Annotated in this window: 17 protein-coding genes and 1 pseudogene; 8 read left to right on the forward strand and 10 right to left on the reverse strand. The window is 71.2% G+C overall.

The features are described from left to right. Nucleotides 1–36: 36 nt before the first annotated feature. Nucleotides 37–987, reverse strand: coding sequence for a LysR family transcriptional regulator (locus P3T34_RS15460; protein WP_280666614.1), 951 nt, complete (start codon nucleotides 985–987; stop codon nucleotides 37–39). A 64-nt stretch (nucleotides 988–1,051) separates the two neighbouring features. On the opposite strand from P3T34_RS15460, the gene P3T34_RS15465 reads away from it, so the two are divergent. The 5 genes from P3T34_RS15465 (at nucleotide 1,052) to P3T34_RS15485 (ending at nucleotide 4,296) form a co-directional block, all read left to right on the forward strand. Continuing rightward, complete coding sequence (locus P3T34_RS15465) at nucleotides 1,052–2,398, forward strand: MFS transporter (protein ID WP_280666615.1); 1,347 nt, start codon at nucleotides 1,052–1,054, stop codon at nucleotides 2,396–2,398. Next, nucleotides 2,395–2,919, forward strand: a complete 525-nt coding sequence (locus P3T34_RS15470) for a Uma2 family endonuclease (protein ID WP_280666616.1) — start codon at nucleotides 2,395–2,397, stop codon at nucleotides 2,917–2,919. The genes P3T34_RS15465 and P3T34_RS15470 overlap by 4 nt, the downstream gene beginning before the upstream one ends. Before the next feature lie 41 nt (nucleotides 2,920–2,960). Next, nucleotides 2,961–3,314, forward strand: a complete 354-nt coding sequence (locus P3T34_RS15475; protein WP_280666617.1) for an AbrB/MazE/SpoVT family DNA-binding domain-containing protein — start codon at nucleotides 2,961–2,963, stop codon at nucleotides 3,312–3,314. Further along, nucleotides 3,301–3,594 carry a hypothetical protein gene (locus tag P3T34_RS15480; protein WP_280666618.1) on the forward strand — a complete coding sequence of 98 codons (294 nt, stop codon included), beginning with the start codon at nucleotides 3,301–3,303 and terminating at the stop codon, nucleotides 3,592–3,594. Before P3T34_RS15475 ends, P3T34_RS15480 begins: the two co-directional genes overlap by 14 nt. Before the next feature lie 72 nt (nucleotides 3,595–3,666). After that, entirely contained in the window at nucleotides 3,667–4,296 is a 630-nt protein-coding gene (locus P3T34_RS15485; protein WP_280666619.1) for a pyridoxamine 5'-phosphate oxidase family protein, read from the forward strand. A gap of 85 nt (nucleotides 4,297–4,381) precedes the next feature. Here the strand turns inward: P3T34_RS15485 and P3T34_RS15490 are convergent, their stop codons facing one another. From P3T34_RS15490 to P3T34_RS15530, 9 genes and pseudogenes are all read right to left on the reverse strand, one after another. After that, complete coding sequence (locus P3T34_RS15490) at nucleotides 4,382–4,720, reverse strand: helix-turn-helix domain-containing protein (RefSeq protein ID WP_280666620.1); 339 nt, start codon at nucleotides 4,718–4,720, stop codon at nucleotides 4,382–4,384. Next, a pseudogene (locus tag P3T34_RS15495) lies at nucleotides 4,717–4,950 on the reverse strand (type II toxin-antitoxin system RelE/ParE family toxin); the annotation flags it as partial. The pseudogene P3T34_RS15495 and the gene P3T34_RS15490, both read right to left, overlap by 4 nt. Nucleotides 4,951–5,134: 184 nt before the next feature. Next, nucleotides 5,135–6,412, reverse strand: a complete 1,278-nt coding sequence (locus tag P3T34_RS15500) for a thymidine phosphorylase (RefSeq protein ID WP_280666621.1) — start codon at nucleotides 6,410–6,412, stop codon at nucleotides 5,135–5,137. 138 nt (nucleotides 6,413–6,550) lie between these two features. Beyond that, nucleotides 6,551–6,958, reverse strand: coding sequence for a cytidine deaminase (locus P3T34_RS15505; RefSeq protein WP_280666622.1), 408 nt, complete (start codon nucleotides 6,956–6,958; stop codon nucleotides 6,551–6,553). Further along, nucleotides 6,955–8,226 carry an ABC transporter permease gene (locus tag P3T34_RS15510; protein ID WP_280666623.1) on the reverse strand — a complete coding sequence of 424 codons (1,272 nt, stop codon included), beginning with the start codon at nucleotides 8,224–8,226 and terminating at the stop codon, nucleotides 6,955–6,957. The genes P3T34_RS15505 and P3T34_RS15510 overlap by 4 nt, the downstream gene beginning before the upstream one ends. Then, nucleotides 8,223–9,383: an ABC transporter permease gene (locus P3T34_RS15515; protein WP_280666624.1), complete on the reverse strand. Its 1,161-nt coding sequence runs from the start codon at nucleotides 9,381–9,383 to the stop codon at nucleotides 8,223–8,225. The genes P3T34_RS15510 and P3T34_RS15515 overlap by 4 nt, the downstream gene beginning before the upstream one ends. Before the next feature lie 5 nt (nucleotides 9,384–9,388). Further along, complete coding sequence (locus P3T34_RS15520) at nucleotides 9,389–10,987, reverse strand: ABC transporter ATP-binding protein (RefSeq protein ID WP_280672124.1); 1,599 nt, start codon at nucleotides 10,985–10,987, stop codon at nucleotides 9,389–9,391. A gap of 288 nt (nucleotides 10,988–11,275) precedes the next feature. Further along, a complete protein-coding gene (locus tag P3T34_RS15525) occupies nucleotides 11,276–12,340 on the reverse strand; it encodes a BMP family ABC transporter substrate-binding protein (protein WP_280666625.1) in 1,065 nt (354 codons plus the stop codon). Nucleotides 12,341–12,757: 417 nt separating this feature from the next. Next, nucleotides 12,758–13,948: an amidohydrolase gene (locus tag P3T34_RS15530; RefSeq protein WP_280672126.1), complete on the reverse strand. Its 1,191-nt coding sequence runs from the start codon at nucleotides 13,946–13,948 to the stop codon at nucleotides 12,758–12,760. Between the two features lie 622 nt (nucleotides 13,949–14,570). Between P3T34_RS15530 and P3T34_RS15535 the strand changes: the two genes are divergently transcribed. Genes P3T34_RS15535 through P3T34_RS15545 form a run of 3 tightly spaced genes read left to right on the forward strand, consistent with a single transcriptional unit; the run spans nucleotide 14,571 to nucleotide 19,121 of the window. Next, nucleotides 14,571–16,718, forward strand: coding sequence for a S53 family peptidase (locus tag P3T34_RS15535; RefSeq protein ID WP_280666626.1), 2,148 nt, complete (start codon nucleotides 14,571–14,573; stop codon nucleotides 16,716–16,718). Between the two features lie 43 nt (nucleotides 16,719–16,761). Continuing rightward, a complete protein-coding gene (locus P3T34_RS15540) occupies nucleotides 16,762–17,508 on the forward strand; it encodes an SDR family oxidoreductase (RefSeq protein ID WP_280666627.1) in 747 nt (248 codons plus the stop codon). Between the two features lie 35 nt (nucleotides 17,509–17,543). Next, a complete protein-coding gene (locus P3T34_RS15545; RefSeq protein WP_280666628.1) occupies nucleotides 17,544–19,121 on the forward strand; it encodes an alpha/beta hydrolase in 1,578 nt (525 codons plus the stop codon). The last annotated feature ends 172 nt before the right edge of the window (nucleotides 19,122–19,293 follow it).

The following is a 19,293-nucleotide window of genomic DNA, read 5'->3' on the forward strand; positions in this document are numbered from 1 at the left end:
CCCGCCACGCGGACCTCCCGCGCTGCTCAGTCGGCTTCAGTCGTGGTCCAGCAGTCGGCCGCGGCGGGAGAGCACGAAATCCCGGAACGCCTCGACCGGCGGCGTCAGCGGCCGGCCCGCCGACCAGGCCAGGCCGATCGCCCGCCTGGTCCGCGGCGCGGTCACCTCCAGGTCCACCACCCCCGGGCGCGGCGCCAGCCCCGGTGGCAGCAGCGCCACGCCGAGGCCGACGGCGACCAGCCCGCGCAGCGTCTCCGCCTCCTCCCCCTCGAAGGCGATCCGCGGCGCGAACCCCGCCTGCGCGCAGAAGTCGTCGGTGATCGACCGCAGCCCGTAGCCCTGCTCGACCGCGACGAACGGCTCTTCGGCAACCTCCGCCAGCCGGATCCGGCGCCGCCCCGCCAAGCGGTGGTCGGAGGGCACCGCCAGGTAGAGCCGCTGCTCGTCCAGCGGACGGACGATCACGTCAGGGTCGTCCGGGATCGGCGAGACCAGGCAGAGATCCAGCTCGCCGGCCCGCATCCGGCCGAGCATCGCGGCCACGTAGTCCTGCACGAGCTGGAAGCGCACCTGCGGATGGTCGGTGCGAAACCCGCGCAGCAGCGCGGGGACGGCGTCCGTCCCCAGGGTGTGGAGGAACCCGAAGGCCACCCGCCCGGACGCCGGATCCGCCTCGGCGCGCACCGCCTCCGCGCCGCGCTCGATCTCGGCCAGCGCCCGCTCCACCGAGCCCAGCAGCAGCCGCCCGGCCCGGGTGAGCCGGACCGTACGGCCCTGCCGGGCCAGCAGCGCGACGCCGAGTTCGTCCTCCAGGCGGGCCACCGCGCGGGACAGCGTGGGCTGCGGCATCCCGAGCAACTGGGCGGCCCGGGTGACGTGTTCGAGCCGGGCCACCGCCGCGAACTGGGCCAGCTTTGGGGCCAGCAGCACCGCGGCGGCGTCCGGGTCGAGTTCGGCGGGGCGGGGGGAGCGCTCTTCATACGTCACAGCATGAATTGTCGTCGACTGATGTATTGGACGCATCAGCGCGGCCGGGTCTAGCGTCGTCGCCATGCCTCCCGCCCTACCCGGGGCAGCCGTCGCCGCCGCGCCGGGTGCCCGCACCGCGACCACTCCCGCCGACACCAACGCCGCCGCCGTCCCGACTGACACTGCTGACTCTGCTGCCCCGACCGGCGACCTGCGACTGCGGCCCGGGCAGCGCGACTTCAAGCGCTCCAACCTCGCGCTGTTCGCCGCCGGCATCGCCACCTTCGTTCTGCTCTACTCCACCCAGGGCCTGCTGCCGCTACTCTCGGCCGACCTCAACCTCACGCCCGGCCAAGCCAGTTGGACCGCCTCGGCGGCCACCCTCGGGCTCGCCCTGGCCCTGCTGCCGGCCAGCGCGCTCTCCGACCGGTACGGGCGCACCGCCGTGATGACCGGCTCGGTGGTCGCCGCCTCGGTGATCGCGCTGGCCCTGCCGTTCGCCCCCGGGCTCGGCGCCCTGGTCACCCTGCGCGTCCTGCAGGGCGCGGCGCTGGCCGGACTGCCCGCCACCGCCATGGCCTACCTCGCCGAAGAGGTCCACCCGAGCGCGCTCGCCTCGGCGATGGGCCTGTACGTGGCCGGCAACAGCATCGGCGGCATGGGCGGCCGACTGGTCTCCGGCTGGGTCGGCGCCGGCTTCGGCTGGCGCTGGGGGCTCGCCGCCTCCGCCCTGCTCGCGCTGCTCGCCGCTGCCGCGTTCCGCCTGCTGATCCCCGCCGCCCGGCACTTCAGGCGCACCCCCGTGGACGCCCGCGCGCTGTCCCGTACGGTCTCCGCCCACCTGCACAATCCGCTGCTGCTGCGGCTGTACGCGCTCGGCATGCTCTTCATGGCGGTCTTCGGCGCGGTCTACAACACGGTCGGTTTCCGGCTGGTCGCCGCGCCGTTCCACCTCCCGCAGTCGATGGCCGCCTCGATCTTCGTGGTCTACCTGGTCGGCACCGCCTCCTCGGCCGGCGCCGGCCGCCTCGCCGCCCGCCTGGGCCGGCGCGGCGCCCTCTACGTCGCGATCGGACTGACGGCCGGCGGCCTGCTGCTCTCGCTGGCCGACTCGCTGCTAGGCGCGCTGCTCGGGCTCGTCCTGATCACCGCGGGCTTCTTCGTCGGCCACGCCACCGCCTCGTCCTCGGTCGGCCGCACCGCCACCCACGGCCGCGCCCAGGCCTCCGCGCTCTACCTGATCGCCTACTACCTCGGCAACAGCCTCGGCGGCACCCTCGGCGCCGACGCCTACCACTCGGTCGGCTGGCCCGGCTCGGCCACCGTCGGCCTGGCCGCGATGGCCCTGGCAGCAGCCGTCACCCTGTACGCGACCTGGCGCGCGACGCCGAGTCGCCGCAGCCCGGCCGCGGCTACCCTCCGGACATGACCACCGATCCGGCGACGTACGCCAGGTTCCGCGCAGCCGCCGAGCAGGTGGCGGCCTACGGAAAAGTCGAAATCGCCGACGGCCAGGTACTGCTGAGCCTGCCCCCGACGGCCGCCCACACCACAGTGGCGCACCACATCGCCGACCAGCTGCGCACCCGACTCCCCCACACCCATCCCCGGCACACCGTCCGCCTTGGCAGCACCCTGGAGTGCCCGGGACTGGGACGGCTGTACCGACCGGACGTCACGGTGGCACCAGGCGAAGCGGAGGAACCGCGCTCGGTTCTCCTGGTCACCGAAGTGGTCCCCTGGTCCACCCCCTCCCGCGCCTACGACGCCAAGGTCCGCGACTACGCCACGATGGGCATCCCGCTCTACCTCCTGGTCGACCCACGGGACGGCACCGGAATCGTGCACTCCCAGCCCGGCTACGCCGCCCGCGAGAAGTTCGTCTTCGGCGACAAGATCGCCGTCGGCCCCTGGACGCTCGACACCGGCGAGCTGCTGACGTATGCCTGAGCACCCCACTCGGCAGACTTTCTGCCAGGTAGACTTACCGTATGGCAGACCTGAAGCGCCGCCGCCGTCCGCACCTCGTGTCCACTCCGATGCGAAAGAAGGGCGTGGTCACCATCCCGCAGGAGATAAGAGAACTGCTCGATCTCCAGGAGGGGGACCACCTCGTGGTCGCCGTGGAGGACGGCCGGATCGTCATGACACCCGCCTCGGTCATCCCGGACGATCAGGCCTGGTTCTGGACCCCCGAGTGGCAGACCAAGGAACAGGAAGTCGACGAAGCGCTCGCCAACGGCGAACGCGGCGACGTCTTCATGGACGGAGACGCCTTCCTCCAGTCGCTCGCCGACGATGCCGGTCTCGACCTCGCGGAGGTCAAGCGCCGTGCCGACGTATGAGTCCTTGGCCCATTTTCTACGGGATTGGAAGAACCTCAGCGCTGCGCAGAAGGCCGCCTTCCTCGTCGCCATGGGACAGTTCGTCGCAGACCTCCGAGCCGGCAGCGGCTTCCGGCGCGGCCTCAGAGTCAAGAAGATGCAGGGTTACGACGGCATCTGGGAAATGACCTGGGCTCCGGACGGGCGAGCCACCTTCGGCTACGGAGCACCCGTCAAGGGCGGTGACCCGCACGTCATCTGGCGCCGCATCGGCACACACGACATCTTCAAGCAGCCCTGAGGTCGGCACGGCGTCCCCATGCATGTGCCTAGGCTCGGGGGGACAGGACCGTGCGCTGAGGGGGAAGTGTCCATGGATACAGCTGGATTGGTGGAGATCACCTCGGCGGACGAGCTGCGGGAGCTGCTCGGGCCACCGACTTCCCGGGATGCGGGCAAGGTGCGCACCCGGCTGCACGAGCACGACAAGGCGTGGCTGGCGGCCTCGCCGTTCTGCGTGCTGTCGACGGCGGCGGCGGACGGCAGTTGCGACAGCTCGCCGAAGGGCGACCCGGTCGGCTTCACCCTGGTCCTGGACGACACCACCATCGCCGTGCCGGAGCGCCCGGGGAACCGGCGCGCGGACGGGTTCCACAACATCCTGAGCAACCCGCAGGTCGGGCTGCTGTTCCTGATCCCCGGCCGCGGCGACACGCTGCGGATCAACGGCCGGGCCCGCCTGGTCCGCGACGCGCCGTTCTTCGACCGGATGACCGTCAAGGGCCACCGCCCGCAACTGGCCCTGCTGGTGGAGATCGAGGAGGTCTTCTACCACTGCTCGAAGTCGTTCCTGCGCTCCTCGCTCTGGAAGCCCGAGACCTGGGCCCCGCAGGACGCGCCCTCGCGCGCCCGGATCGCCAAGAGCCTGGAGCGGAGCGACGAGGAGCTGGCCGACCTGGAGGTCTACTACGGCCCGCAGTACGGCGATCGCCTGTACGGCTGACGGGCCGGCGGAACAGGAATGGCGACCCGCTGGATCGAGTGGGCCCCGCTTCTGTCATAAGAGAGGCAGGCGTCCGTGACGCTCGTCAGGCCGCCGGCGAGTGGAACCGCACCTCGGCATCGGCGCCCGGCGCCAGGTGGATGTCCAGCTCAGCCTCCAGGGCCGCCGCCAGGCGCTCCAGTAGCGGCAAGGTCGGCACGATGTCACCGCCCTCGATCTCCGCGATCTGATGCTGCGCCATGCCGGCCCGGTCCGCCACGTCGAGCCGCGACAGCTCCAGCTCGGTACGCCGGTCGTAGAGGGCCTGCCCGAAGGCCCGCGCATAGCGGATCTCCAGGCGCGCGGCAGCCACTTCGGGGGCCTCTGCGACCTGCTCGCCGAGCAGAGAATGCGTCCGCGAGGTCTTCCACTGGGAGTGGTTCATCGCAGCTCCTCTTCCGTGATCGCCCGGCTGAACTCGTCGTGCGCCGCATCGTGCTCGGCCTCGCAGATCTTCTGCGCCCAGGCCGCTCTGGTGACCTCAGCAGCCTCCCTCATCTTCGTCTTCACGAACACGGTCAGCAGCACGACCCGGCGCCCGGGCGCCAGCCAGCAGGTGATCCTGGTGGCCTCACCACTGAGCGAGAAGCGCAACTTACGAAGTGCCCCGCCGAGTACAGCGCCTACACGGGCGGGATCCAGGGCGGTCAGAAGTCTCTCCTACCCATCAACTGACCACTGCTGCCCGGAAGTCGGCCCGGCCGACTTCCGGGTAGCGCGGCTTTGTTGGAGCCGACAGCAGGGCGCCGCGCTCACCCACGGCGAGGGGGTGAGCGCGGCGCCGGTTCCGGGAGGGCCCTTACGCGATGCGGTCCAGGACGATCGGTGCCGGGGTGAACTCGGTGCCGGCCGGGGCGACTTCGACGCCGCCCTCCAGGGCGGCGATCGCGTAGTCGTAGCGGTCGGGGGTGTCGGTGTGCAGGGTCAGCAGGGGCTGACCGGCCGTCACGGTGTCGCCCGGCTTGGCGTGCATCTCGACGCCCGCGCCGGCCTGCACCGGGTCCTCCTTGCGGGCCCGGCCGGCGCCCAGGCGCCAGGCGCAGACGCCGATGGCGTAGGCGTCCAGGGCGGTGAGCACGCCAGAGGCGGGGGCGGTGATGACGTGCTGCTCGCGGGCGACCGGCAGCGGGGCGTCCACGTCGCCGCCCTGGGCGCTGATCATGCGGCGCCAGTGGTCCATCGCCGAGCCGTCCTTGAGCGCCTCGGCCGGGTCCTTGCCGTGCACGCCGGCCGCGGCCAGCATCTCGCGGGCCAGCGCGATGGTCAGCTCGACCACGTCGGCCGGGCCGCCGCCGGCCAGCACCTCCACCGACTCGCGGACCTCCAGCGCGTTGCCCGCGGTGAGGCCGAGCGGGGTGGACATGTCGGTGAGCAGCGCGACGGTGTTGACGCCGGCGCCGCGGCCCAGGCCCACCATGGTGCGGGCCAGCTCGCGGGCGTCGTCGAGGTTCTTCATGAAGGCGCCGGAGCCGACCTTGACGTCCAGGACGAGCGCGCCGGTGCCCTCGGCGATCTTCTTGGACATGATCGAGCTGGCGATCAGCGGGATCGCCTCGACCGTGCCGGTGACGTCACGCAGCGCGTAGAGCTTCTTGTCGGCGGGGGCCAGGCCGTCGCCCGCCGCGCAGATGACCGCGCCGGCGGAGCGCAGCACATGCATCATCTCGTCGTTGCTGAGCAGCGCGCGCCAGCCGGGGATGGACTCCAGCTTGTCCAGGGTGCCGCCGGTGTGGCCGAGGCCCCGGCCGGAGAGCTGCGGGACGGCCGCGCCGCAGGCGGCGACCAGCGGGGCGAGCGGCAGCGTGATCTTGTCGCCGACGCCGCCGGTGGAGTGCTTGTCGGAGGTCGGGACGCCGAGCGCGGCGAAGTCCATCCGGACGCCGGAGCGGATCATCGCGTCGGTCCAGCGGCTGATCTCGCGCAGGTTCATCCCGTTCAGCAGGATGGCCATCGCCAGTGCGGACATCTGCTCGTCGGCGACCTCGCCGCGGGTGTAGGCGTCGATCACCCAGTCGATCTGAGCGTCGGTCAGCTCGTTGCGGTCGCGCTTGGCCCTGATGACGGAGATGGCGTCCATGCGGTGCTCCTGATGGGGACGGAAAGGAAAGACGCGGGGGCGGCCACTGCTCAGGGCCGCCCCCGCGTCACTCTACGCGCGTCGTTCTACGCGCGTCACTACCAACGCGGCAAGAAAGCCGCAACGGCAGGCGAACACCTACAGGCGCTCCGGACCGAAGGCGTCCGGCAGTACCTCCGTCATGGGCTTGACGCCCGACGGCAGGTCGACCAGCAGCCCCGGGCCGCCGTGCTCGTACAGCAGCTGGCGGCACCGGCCGCACGGCATCAGCAGCTCGCCGGCACCGTCGCAGCAGGTGAAGGCGACCAGCCGGCCGCCGCCACCGGCGTGCAGCGCGGAGACCAGGCCGCACTCGGCGCACAGCGCGAGCCCGTACGAGGCGTTCTCCACGTTGCAGCCGGTCACGATGCGACCGTCGTCCACCAGGGCGGCCGCCCCGACCGGGAACTTGCTGTACGGGGCGTACGCCCGGGACATCGCGTCCCGGGCCGCCGCGCGCAGCGCCTCCCAGTCGGGGGCGGCAGCCGTGCCGTGCTCTTGCGTCACTTGCCCTGACCCTTGCGGTAGACCTGGCCGTCGGCCTTCGGCGGCCGCAGGCGCTGGGCCGACATCGCCAGCACGACCAACGTGATCACGTACGGCGTGGCCACGATCAGCGGGCGCGGCACAGCGTCCGAGGCTGCGTACCAGAATGCCAGGCCGGCGGCGGCGACGAGGCTGACGACCGCCGGGACCAGCTTGCGGCGGTAGGCGTGCCACACGGCCATCAGCAGCATGATGATCGCCACGACCAGCAGCAGCACGTGCACCGAGTCGGGGTCGCGCAGCTGGAGGCTGTCGGTGAAGCCGAAGAGTCCGGCGCCCAGCGCCAGGCCGCCCGGCAGCCAGTTGCCGAAGATCATCGCGGCCAGGCCGATGTAGCCGCGGCCGCCGGTCTGCCCGTCCCGGAAGACGTTGGAGGCGACCATCGACAGGTAGGCCCCGCCCAGGCCGGCGAAGCCGCCGGAGGCGATCACCGCGATGTACTTGTACTTGTAGACGTTGACGCCCAGCGACTCGGCCGCGATCGGGTTCTCGCCGCAGGAACGCAGCCGCAGGCCGAAGGTGGTGCGCCAGAGCACGAAGTAGCTCGCGACCAGCAGCACGGCCGCCAGCACCGTCACCACCGAGAGGTTGGTGACCAGGCCGCCGAGCACACCCGCGATGTCCGAGACGAAGAACCAGTGGTGCTTCTCGATGCCCGCAAGCCCGGAGGAGAGCCCGGGGATGGTGATGCTGGGCAGCGAGTTGGTCGGCGGGGACTGCGAGGCACCGGCGCCGGCCGAGATGTAGTCCGGGAAGTAGATCCGGTTGACGTACAGGCAGATGCCGGGGATCAGCAGGTTGATACCGACGCCGGAGACGATGTGGTCCACGCCGAAGCCGACGGTGATCACCGCGTGCAGCAGGCCGCCGAGCGCGCCGGCCGCGATGCCGGCCAGCAGACCGACCCACGGGTTGACCAGGTAGCCCACCCAGGCGCCGGCGAAGGTGCCGGCCACCATCATGCCTTCGAGACCGATGTTGACCACGCCGGCCCGCTCGGCCCAGAGGCCGCCCAGACCGGCCAGGCCGATCGGCACCGCCGCGCCGAGCGCCGCGGTGATCTGGCCCGAGGAGGTCAGGCCGTGGTTGCCGGTGGCCGCACCGACCACCGAGAAGAGCAGCAGGGCGCCGGCGATCAGCAGCAGGACGACGGGGAGCGAGAGCTTCTTACCGCCCTTGCCGGACGCCTTGGCAGCCGACTTGGGCTGGGCCGTGGTTGCGGTGCTCATGCCGCCACCTCCTTCTTCGCGGCCGCGGCCGCCTGAGCGGCGAGCTGGGCGCCGACCTTCTGCTGCTGGCGCTTGAGGCCGAAGCGGCGCACCAGCTCGTAGGCGACCACCACGCAGATGACGATGGTGCCCTGCATGACGTTGACGATCTCCGGCGGGAAGTTGCCCTTCAGGGGCAGCAGCACGGCGGTGGCGTCCAGGAAGGCCCACAGCAGCGCCGCGAAGCCGATCCCGAGCGGGGTGTTGCGACCCAGCAGCGCGATCGCGATACCGATGAAGCCGAGGCCGGGCTGGAAGTTCTGGCCGAAGTAGTGCGAGTTGGTCAGCAGGTCCGGCATGCCGATCAGGCCGGCCAGTGCGCCGGAGACGCACATGCTGGTCAGCACCATGCGCTTGACGTTGACGCCGCTGGCGGCCGCCGCCGACTCGGAGCTGCCGGTGGCGCGCAGGTCGAAGCCGAAGCGGGTACGGCTCAGCGTCAGCTGGAAGAGCACGCCGACGATCACCGCGATGATGATGAAGCCGTAGAGCGAGCCGCCCTGGGTGGTGATCGAGAGGAAGTTGCTGGAGGGCGCCATCATCTTGGTCTGGATCTGGTTGCTGTTCTCGCTGGCGTGCGGGGCGAAGACGCCCGGCACCAGCAGCATGCCGATCACCGCGGTGGTGATCGCGTTCAGCATGATGGTGGAGATGACCTCGCTGACGCCGCGGGTCACCTTGAGGATGCCCGCGATGGCCGCCCAGAGCCCGCCGACCAGCATCGCGACGATCAGCAGCAGCGGCACCTCGATGAACGAGGGCAGGTTCACCACGCTGCCGACGTACGCGGCGAACAGCGCCGCGAGGCGGTACTGGCCGTCGGCGCCGATGTTGAACAGGTTCATCCGGAAGCCGAAGGCCACCGCGACACCGGCGAGGTAGTAGGTGGTCGCCTTGTTGAGGATCGCCACCTGCCCGTCGGAGGCCGCGGCGTAGCTGGTCATGATGTGGAACGCGTCGATCGGGTTCTTGCCCGAGGTCAGCAGCAGCACCGAGCAGATCAGCACCGAGATGACGATGGCGAGCACCGGTGCGGCGAGGCCCAGCAGCACCTTCTCGCGGTCGATGCCGCGCAGGCGCGCCGCGAGGCCGCCCGAGGTGGGTTGAGTCGTGGTCATGTCGGTCACTCCCCCGCCTGCGCGTCGTCCGCAGCGGTGTCGGTGGTGGTGGCGGGGCCCGCAGGGGCGTCGGCGGCTTCGGCGAGCGCGACCTCGTCGGACTCGATGTGCCCGCGCGCCGCACCGGTCATCGCGGTGCCCAGGTCCTCGGCGGTGACCGTGGCCGGGTCGGCGTCGGCGACCAGCTTGCCGCGGTAGATGACGCGGATGGCGTCGGAGAGGCCGATCAGCTCGTCCAGGTCGGCGGAGATCAGCAGGACGGCCAGGCCCTCACGCTGGGCGCCGCGGATCTGCTCCCAGATCTGCGCCTGCGCGCCGACGTCCACGCCGCGCGTGGGGTGGGCGGCGATCAGCAGCTTGGGGTGGTGGCTCATCTCGCGGCCGATGATCAGCTTCTGCTGGTTGCCACCGGAGAGCGAGGCGGCGGTGACCTCGATGCCGGGGGTGCGGACGTCGTACTCCTTGACGATCCGCAGGGTGTCCTGGCGGGCGCCCGCCGGGTCGAGCCGGAAGCCCTTGGAGTTCGGCGACTCGGTGACGTGGCCGAGGATCCGGTTCTCCCAGAGCGGGGCCTCGAGGAGCAGGCCGTGCCGGTGGCGGTCCTCGGGGATGTAGCCGATGCCGGCCTCGCGGCGGGCCCGGGTCAGCTCGTTGCTGACGTCCGTGCCGTCGAGCGTGACGGTGCCGGCGTCCAGCGCCAGCATGCCCATGATGGCCTCGACCAGTTCGGCCTGGCCGTTGCCCTCGACCCCGGCTATGCCGAGCACCTCACCCTTGTGGATGGTGAGCGAGATGTCGTCCAGGACGACCCGCTCGATGCCCTCGGCGTCGAGCTTGGCGATCCGCAGGCCCTCGACCTTGAGCATCTCGACGTCGGTGACGGTCGTCTCGCGGCTCTGCGGCGAGGGGAGCTCGCTGCCGACCATCAGCTCGGCCAGCTCGCGGGCGGTGACCTGCTGCGGGTCGGCGTCGCCGACCGTGGTGCCGCGGCGGATGACGGTGATCGCGTCGGCGACCGACAGCACCTCGTGCAGCTTGTGCGAGATGAAGATGACGGTGACGCCCTCGGCCTTGAGCTCGCGCAGGTTGCCGAAGAGTGCGTCCACCTCCTGCGGGACCAGCACGGCGGTCGGCTCGTCCAGGATCAGGATCCGGGCGCCGCGGTAGAGCACCTTGAGGATCTCGACGCGCTGGCGCTCGGCCACCCCGAGGTCCTCGACCAGGGCGTCGGGGCGCACGTTCAGCCCGTACTGGTCGGAGATCTCCTTGATCCGCGCCTTGGCCTTGGCGCCGATGCCGTGCAGCTTCTCGCCGCCGAGAACGATGTTCTCCAGCACCGTGAGGTTGTCCGCCAGCATGAAGTGCTGGTGGACCATGCCGATACCGCGGGCGATCGCATCACCGGGGGTGCTGAACTCCACCTGCTCGCCGTTGATGGCGATGGTGCCCTCGTCCGGTCGCTGCATCCCGTAGAGGATCTTCATCAGCGTCGACTTGCCGGCGCCGTTCTCGCCCATCAGGGCGTGCACGGTGCCGCTGCGGACGGTGATGTCGATGTCGTGGTTGGCCACGACGCCGGGGAAGCGCTTGGTGATGCCGCGCAGTTCGACGGCCGCGGTCGCCGTCCCCGCGCTGGGGTTACCCCCCTTGCTGAGGGAGGTTTCGGAAGCGGTGATGGCGATCTCCTGGGGGTGAGCAGGCGCATCGTTGCGCTGGGGAGGCCGAGGTTGCTGCGGGGGATGCGCTGAGCGCTCCGGGGGGACTGCGACAGGCGCTTCGGGGCACCTGGAATCCGTGGCAGGGAAGGCAGGGGCCCGGTGGAGTGCGCTCACGCGCGACCCACCGGGCCCCTCCCCTGCTGCGTTACTACTTCGCTACTGCGGTGCGGCTGGTCAGCCGGCCGGCGGAGCGGTCGGGACGGTGGTCGCACCCGAGGTGATCGCCGTCGAGGCCGCAGCCAGCTTGGCCTGGAGGTCGTCGATGAAGCCACCGGTGGTGGCCAGGCCGACGCCGCCCGACTTGAGGTCGAAGCGCTGGACGCCGGTCAGCGGCGCGTTGTTCTTGATGCTCTGGATGTACGCGTACACCGCGGTGTTCACGTTCTTCAGCGCCGAGGTGAGGATGCTGCTCTTGTACTTGGCCAGCGCGGGCTGCTTGGCCTGGTCGGTGTCGACACCGATCGCCCAGGTGCCCGGCTTGGCCGCGACGGCCTCGATCGCACCGGTGCCGGAGGCGCCGGCGGCGGCGTAGATGACGTCGTCACCCTTGTCGAGCTGGCCCTGGGCGGCTTCCTTGCCCTTGGCCGGGTCGCTGAAGCCGCTGAAGTCCGGCGGGGTGGTCAGGTAGGTCACGTCGACCTTGATGCTCGGGTCGACGGAGGCGACACCCGCGCGGTAACCGGCCTCGAACTTCTTGATCAGCTCGGACTGGACGCCGCCGATGAAGCCGACCTCCTTGGTCTTGGTCTTGCTCGCGGCGGCGATACCGGCCAGGTAGGAGCTCTGCTGCTCGGTGAACTCCAGCGAGGTCACGTTGCTCGGCTGCGACGGGTCGTCGGAGTCGATGATCGCGAACTTGACGTTCGGGTGCTCCTTGGCGACCTTGTCGACCGCGGTCTGGTAGACGAAGCCCACCGCGATGATCGGGTTGTAACCGGCGGTGACCAGGTTCTCCAGACGGGTCTGCTTGTCGGAGTCCGCCTCACCGGTCTTGGCCTCGGCCTCGGTGGTCTGGATGCCGAAGTCCGTCTTGGCCTTGTCAAGACCGGCCGCAGCCGAGTCGTTGAAGCCCTGGTCGCCACGGCCGCCGACGTCGTAGGCCATGCCGACCTTGAGGCCGGAGCCGCCGGACGCGCTAGCGGTGGTGCTGTCGGTGCTCTTTGCGCCGCAAGCGGCGAGCGAGGCAATGCCCAGGGAACCCGTGAGCACAACCGCGGCGAGCTTTACTGTACGGCGCAAGGGAGTATCTCCTTCTCACACACCCGTTTGGCGTGGTCGGACGCCACCGTAACGCGCGTAGAACACGGTTGTATTACGGGTAGCCGGGCCATGGGGGTTGTTATCAAACCGTGGCGCTTCGGCACGCCAAACTAGGACATATCCCGATGGCTGACCAAAGTGCCCGGTTCCGGAGGTTCCCAGCGTGCCCGAGCCCGGCCGATCGGTCGACCCCCCAGGGCGGCCGGCTGCGCCGCACGCCATCACGCCACCCCCCGCCGCCGCTCCCCGCGGGAAACCCGTCCGAATTTCCCCCGCGGAACTCTACGCGGCCCCCGGACCCGGCCTTTCGCCGCCCCGGCGGCCGACTCACACCATGCGTTCCGCAGTTGCCTCCGTGTCAGATCTGTCGACCGGTCATATCCGTGGCGGGACCTCTTAGATCTGCGCGTACTCCAGCGCGAGCGAGGTGAAGAGCTCGACGCCGATCGCGATGGCGCGCTCGTCCACGTCGAAGCGGCCCTGGTGCAGGTCGCGGACCGTGGTCTCGTCCGGGGCGCGGACGCCGAGCCGGGCCAGCGCGCCGGGCGCGTGCTCCAGGTACCAGGAGAAGTCCTCGCCCCCCAGGCTCTGCTCGGTCTCCTCGATCACCTCCTCGCCCGTGGCGCCGAACTGACGGGTCATCGCCTTCTCCAACTGCGCGATCGAGGCGACCTCGTTGACCACCGGCGGGACCCCGCGGTGGTAGTCCAGCGACCACTTGGCGCGCCCGGTCTCGGCCATCTTGGCGATCAGCTCGTGCAGCGCGTCCGGCGCCTCACGCCAGCCGTCCAACTCCAGGCAGCGAACGGTGCCCTCCAGCTCGGCGTGCTGCGGGATGACATTGGGCGCGGAGCCCGCGGCGATCCGCCCCCACACCAGCGAGACGCCCCAGCGCGGGTCCATCCGGCGGGCCAGCGCGCCGGGCAGGTCGGCGGCCATCCGGGAGATCACGGTGACCAGGTCGGTGGTCAGGTGCGGGCGGGCGGTGTGGCCGCCGGGGCCGTCCAGCGAGAGCTCCAACCGGTCGCAGGCGGAGGTGATCGCGCCGACCTTGAGGCCGATCCGGCCGACCTGCACCTTGGGGTCGCAGTGCACGGCGAAGATCCGGCCGACGTCGGCCATCCCGTCCGCCTTGATCACGTCCAGCGCGCCGCCGGGCATCACCTCCTCCGCGGGCTGGAAGAGCAGGCGCACCGGGCGCCGCAGCCGGCCGGCCCGCAGCGCGTCCGCCAGCACCAGGGCGGTGCCGAGCACGATCGAGGTGTGCACGTCGTGACCGCAGGCGTGGGCCCGCCCTGGCACCGTCGAGCGGTACGGGACATCGGACTTGGCGTCGTCGATGGGCAGCGCGTCGATGTCTGCCCGAAAGGCCAGCAGCTTGGTGCCGGCCGGCGTCCCGGGCGGCACCAGGTCGACGATCAGACCGGTGCCACCGGGCAGCACGCGCGGGGTCAGGCCGACCGAGACCAGGCGGTCGCACAGCAGACCGGTGGTACGGAACTCCTGGCGGCCCAACTCCGGGTGGCGGTGCAGGTCGCGCCGGAAGGCGATCAGCTCCGCCTCGTACGCCCGGACCTGAGCGCGCAGCGCACGGGGGTCGAAGCCGGCCCGGCCAAGGACCGCGGAACGGCGGTCGACGGCGGGGCGTGCCTGCGGGGTTGCCTGCTCGGCGGGCTGAGGATGCTTCACCCCAACAAGGGTATGTCCGCGACTTGAGTTTGGCCTGACTTCCGCAGAAGAAGTCCCCGGATTGGCGCATGGCGAGCCAGCAGGTGGGTATGACATCTCGTTTCGGCCGCCTTCCCCGGTGCCGCCGCCCTGGGCGCTGGACCTGTGCAACGACCAGGCGGCCGTCAGGTCACGTGAGGCCGTCCGAACCCGCTGACCTGCTACCACTGCTGACCAGCCGCCGCCACCCGCCGTACGACCGGAAGACGACGCCGTGATGGCGGCAATCTGTCGAGGTCCGGGCGCAAAGGTCATGCGCAGGTAAAAAATTCAGACGAAGTCTTGAGGTTCGACCGTCTGACCGAATAGACAACGACCGCAAGGCAAACGTATCCACCGTCTGATGTGCCCTTAGGGGCCATGTGTGAGCGGCACGATCCGTCCTGCCCGCGTCCGGTCGCCTTACAAAGGTGATCCCGAAACGCAGTCAACATCCCTGCTCGGCAGGCGATGTTGCCCGTCTTGAGAGTGGGGAACCCACGTGCCAGCAGCTGTTCGCAGCCGGCTCACCCGGATAGCCGTGGCGGCTCCGGCCGCCGCCGCGCTCGTCCTGGGGACGTTCGCAGTCGCCAATCCCGCGATCGCCGCCGAACCGAGCGTCGCCAAGGACCTCACCGGCTCCAGCCCCGCTTGGGCCACCCCCAAGGCCGACGCCGGCGCGGTGCCCGACAGCACCCCGGCGACCGCCCGTGTCTACCTGGCCGGCCAGGACGCGCAGGGCCTCGCCGCCTTCGCGCAGGCCGTCTCGGACGAGTCCTCCCCGCTGTACGGCAAGTTCCTCTCCGCCGCGGACGCCAAGGCCCGCTTCGGCGCCAGCGCCGCGCAGGTCAAGGCCGTCACCGCGTGGGTGACCGGCGCGGGCCTGAAGGTCACCGCCACCACCGCGCAGTACGTCGAGGTCTCCGGCACGACCGGCACGCTGGCCAAGGCCTTCGGCACGCAGTTCCGCAACTACCGCACCGCGGACGGGACCCACAAGGCCCCCGCCAAGGACGCGGTCGTCCCGGCAAGCGTCGCGAACTCCATCATCGGCATCGGCGGCCTCGCCGACCCGATCCAGAAGGCCTCCTCGCAGGCCGTCTCGGTCGCCTCCGCCGAGTCCGGTGCCAAGGGCGCCGCCGCGTCGGCCCTGCCGAGCAGCAAGGCGCCGGCCACCCTGCCGACCGTGCCGACCTGCTCCGCGGACGGCTACGACTCGGACATCGCCAAGGGCGCCCCGATGGGCTACGAGAAGAACGACCCGTTCGCCCCCTGCGCGTACGTCCCGAGCCAGCTGCGCAAGGCGTACCACGTGACCAGCTCGAAGGTGTCCGGCAAGGGCGCCACCGTCGCGATCGTCGACGCGTACGGTCTCGGCACCATGCAGGCCGACGCCAACACCTTCGCCACCGCGCACGGCGACAAGCCGTTCGCGGCGGGCCAGTACAAGGAGGTGCTGACCCCGGACCAGTGGAACAACCAGGCCAACTGCGGTGACTGGTCCGGTGAGGAGGCGCTGGACGTCGAGATGGTGCACGGCCTCGCGCCGGACGCCAACGTCGTCTACGTGGGTGCCAACTCCTGCGAGGACGCCGACCTGGACGCCGCGCTGGCGAACATCGTCAACAACCACCTCGCCGATGTCGTCTCCAACTCCTGGGGCGAGATCATGCACGGCAAGAGCGGCGACATCGACCCCGCCGTGGTCGCCTCCGAGAACCAGCTCTTCCAGCTGGGTGCGGCCGAGGGCATCGGCTTCACGGTCTCCGCGGGTGACTGCGGCGACAGCTCGCCGGGTGCCGCGGCCACCGGCGTGAACTGCCAGGCCGACACCAACCAGGCGCAGGCCGACTGGCCGTCCGCCTCGCCGTGGGTCACCTCAGTGGGCGGCACCGCCCTGGAGCTGATGAACAAGAGCGGCACCTACGCCGACGAGGTCAGCATGGGCGACCAGCGCTCGGTGCTGTCGGCCGACGGCAAGTCCTGGACCCCGATGCCCGGCGCCTTCTACTTCGGTGGTGGCGGCGGCGTCTCGGCCGACTTCCCGCAGCCGTGGTACCAGCAGGGCGTCGTCCCGGACAGCGTCTCCATGGTGGCCGCCAACGGCACCAAGTCGGCGACCCCGCTGCGCGCCACCCCGGACATCGCGATGAGCGGTGACCTGGTGGCCTCCACCCTGGTCGGCTACACCCCGGCCGGTGGCGCCTACAGCGAGGGCGGCTACGGCGGCACCTCGGTCTCCTCCCCGGAGACCGCGGGCATGCTCGCCAACGCCATCCAGGAGCGCGGCGGCAAGGCGATCGGCTTCGCCAACCCGGCGCTGTACAACCGTGCCGACAACGACTCGATCTTCAACGACGTCGACGACAGCACGGACCACGGCAAGCTGGGCAACGTCGTGGACCTCGGCATGGTCGGCGGCGCGCTCAAGGTCCGCCTGTACAAGATCGGCTCCGACTACGGCCTGAAGGCGACCCCGGGCTACGACACCGCGACCGGCGTCGGCTCCCCCGGGCGCGGACTTCCTGAAGTCCTTCAAGCACTGAACCGGATGAACGCGGCGGGCCCGCAGTCCGTCGGACGGACTGCGGGCCCCGCCGCGTGCGGCGGGCCCGCCCGGCCCGGTCGGCCCGGGCCTGCTGCGAGATGATGGCAGGGCACGCACGACGGACAACGGATGAGGGGCCAACACCATGGGGACCGAGCAGCAGAAGGTGGCCGTGGTCACCGGGGCGAGCAGCGGGATCGGCGCGGCGACCGCACGGCGGCTCGCGGCCGAGGGCTTCTCGGTCGTCCTGACGGCTCGTCGCACCGAGCGGATCGAGGCGCTGGCCAAGGAGATCGACGGCCGGGCGTACACCCTGGACGTCACCGACCGCGCCGCGGTGGACGCCTTCGCGCAGTCGCTGGAGCGGGTGGACGTGCTGGTCAACAACGCCGGCGGGGCGTTCGGCTCCGAGTCGGTGGAGCAGGGCGACCCGGCCGACTGGCTGGCGATGTACCAGGTCAATGTGCTGGGCGTGCTGCACGTGACGCAGGCCCTGCTGCCGGCGCTGCGGGAGAGCGGCGACGGCACGGTGCTGATCCTCTCCTCGACCGCCGCGCTGGCCGCCTACGAGGGCGGCGGCGGCTACGTGGCCGCCAAGCACGCCGCGCACACCATCGCCGCGACCCTGCGGCTCGAACTGGTCGGCGAGCCGATCCGGGTGATCGAGATCGCCCCGGGCATGGTCAAGTCGGAGGGGTTCGCGGTGACCCGGTTCCGCGGCGACGAGGCCAAGGCCGCCGCGGTGTACGCGGGCGTCTCGCACCCGCTCACCTCGGAGGACATCGCGGACACGGTGGCCTGGGCGGTCACCCGTCCCTCGCACGTCAACATCGACCTGCTGGTGGTCCGGCCGCGGGCGCAGGCCTCGAACTACAAGGTGCACCGGGACTAGCAGAGGGCGGGGGTACCAGGTGCTACACATGTTCGGTGACGATCCCCTGGTTCCTCCGCCTCGCCGTACCCGTGGCGCTCGGCTCGCTGCTGCTGGCCGGGTGCACCGGTGGGGCCGCCCCGGCCAGCTCGTCCGCGCGGCCCGCCGCCGCGTCGGCGTCCTCGCCGGGTGGCGGCGACCCGGCGCTGGCGCCCTTCTACGGCCAGCGGATCGCCTGGACCGGCTGCCCGGACGCGGTGGCCGACCTGCAGTGCGGCAGGCTGCACGTCCCGCTCGACTACGCGCACCCGGCCGCCGCCGCGCTCGACCTGGCGCTGATCCGCGAGCCTGCCGCCAAGCCGGCCCGGAGGGTCGGCTCGCTGGTGGTCAACCCGGGCGGCCCGGGCGAGTCCGGCATCGACATGGTGAAGAACGCCCGCGGTGACTTCGACGGCCCGCTGCACGACAGCTACGACATCGTCGGCTTCGACCCGCGCGGCACCGGCGCCAGCTCGCCGATCCACTGCCTGAGCGACCAGCAGCGCGACGCGCTGGACCAGCAGGACCCGCCGGCCGACCCGGTGGCCCGCAAGGCGCAGAGCGACCAGCGCGCGAAGGACTACGCGGCGGCCTGCGAGGCCGCTGCCGGCAGGCTGCTCCCCTTCGTCGGCACCCGCGACACCGCCCGGGACATGGACGTGCTGCGCCAGGCGCTGGGCCAGGACAAGCTCGACTACCTCGGCGTCTCCTACGGGACCTACCTCGGCTCGCTCTACGCCGAGCAGTTCCCCACCCGGACCGGCCGGCTGGTGCTCGACGGCGCGATCGACCCGGCCGCCGACAAGCTGGACAGCGACGTCCAGCAGCAGATCGGCTTCGAGAAGTCGTTCGAGCGGTTCGCCGCCGACTGCGTCACCAACCACCCCGGTGACTGCCCGCTGGGCACCGACCCGAGCGCCGCCGGCAAGAAGGCCGCCGACTTCCTGGACGGTCTGCGCGAGAAGCCGCTGAACACCGGCAGCCCCCGCAAGCTCACCTCGACCCTGGGGTGGACCGGGGCGCTGCTCTTCCTCTACGGCGACGAGGGGCCGTCCTGGCAGCAGCTGCGCGAGGCGCTGACGGCGGCGATGGACCGGGGCGACGGCAGCGGCCTGCTCGCGGCGGCCGACTCCTACAACGGACGCGACGCGGCCGGCCACTACAACGCCAGCGAGGACGCCCAGGTGGCCATCTCCTGCGCCGACGGCGCGAGCCCGGCCCCCTCGCCCGCCCGGGTCCAGCAGGTACTGGCCGAGCTCAAGCAGAGCGCCCCGCTGCTCAACAGCGACACCACCGCCGAGGACGTCAGCGGCGCCGGCTGCGAGGACTGGCCGTTCCAGAGCCCGGAGCACCCGCACACGATCCGGGCCGAGGGCAGCGCGCCGATCCTGGTGATCGGCACCACCGACGACCCGGCCACCCCGTACGCGGCGGCGCAGAACCTCGCCAAGGGGTTCGCCAACGCGACGCTGCTCACTCGGGAGGGTGAAGGGCACGCGGCCTTCGGCAGTGGGAACGCCTGTGTGACGACTGCGCTTGATGCGTACCTGGTCAACGGCACCCTGCCCGCCCCGCAGACCCGTTGCGCCGAATAGCCCACCAGTGCGGTCGGATGGTCCGATGGTGTGCGGGTCACAACTTGATAGCTCGTCAGGGTGAATTCTGCGAGCACTCTCCCCAACTGATGAGCGCTCAACTACCGTGGTCCCGCTGGCTGGGAGACCCGCAGCAGCAGCCGGGCGGACACGCCCGGGACAGCCGTCGCAC

This window comes from Kitasatospora sp. MAP12-44, assembly GCF_029892095.1.
Taxonomy (GTDB): domain Bacteria; phylum Actinomycetota; class Actinomycetes; order Streptomycetales; family Streptomycetaceae; genus Kitasatospora.

Excerpts from the sequence above, each read along its gene's own strand:
- P3T34_RS15470 (WP_280666616.1), top strand. The coding sequence starts at position 2,395 with ATGACCACCGATCCGGCGACGTACGCCAGGTTCCGCGCAGCCGCCGAG.
- P3T34_RS15510 (WP_280666623.1), bottom strand. The coding sequence starts at position 8,226 with ATGAGCACCGCAACCACGGCCCAGCCCAAGTCGGCTGCCAAGGCGTCC.
- P3T34_RS15485 (WP_280666619.1), top strand. The coding sequence starts at position 3,667 with ATGGATACAGCTGGATTGGTGGAGATCACCTCGGCGGACGAGCTGCGG.
- P3T34_RS15540 (WP_280666627.1), top strand. The coding sequence starts at position 16,762 with ATGGGGACCGAGCAGCAGAAGGTGGCCGTGGTCACCGGGGCGAGCAGC.
- P3T34_RS15475 (WP_280666617.1), top strand. The coding sequence starts at position 2,961 with ATGGCAGACCTGAAGCGCCGCCGCCGTCCGCACCTCGTGTCCACTCCG.
- P3T34_RS15490 (WP_280666620.1), bottom strand. The coding sequence starts at position 4,720 with ATGAACCACTCCCAGTGGAAGACCTCGCGGACGCATTCTCTGCTCGGC.
- P3T34_RS15465 (WP_280666615.1), top strand. The coding sequence starts at position 1,052 with ATGCCTCCCGCCCTACCCGGGGCAGCCGTCGCCGCCGCGCCGGGTGCC.
- P3T34_RS15500 (WP_280666621.1), bottom strand. The coding sequence starts at position 6,412 with ATGGACGCCATCTCCGTCATCAGGGCCAAGCGCGACCGCAACGAGCTG.
- P3T34_RS15515 (WP_280666624.1), bottom strand. The coding sequence starts at position 9,383 with ATGACCACGACTCAACCCACCTCGGGCGGCCTCGCGGCGCGCCTGCGC.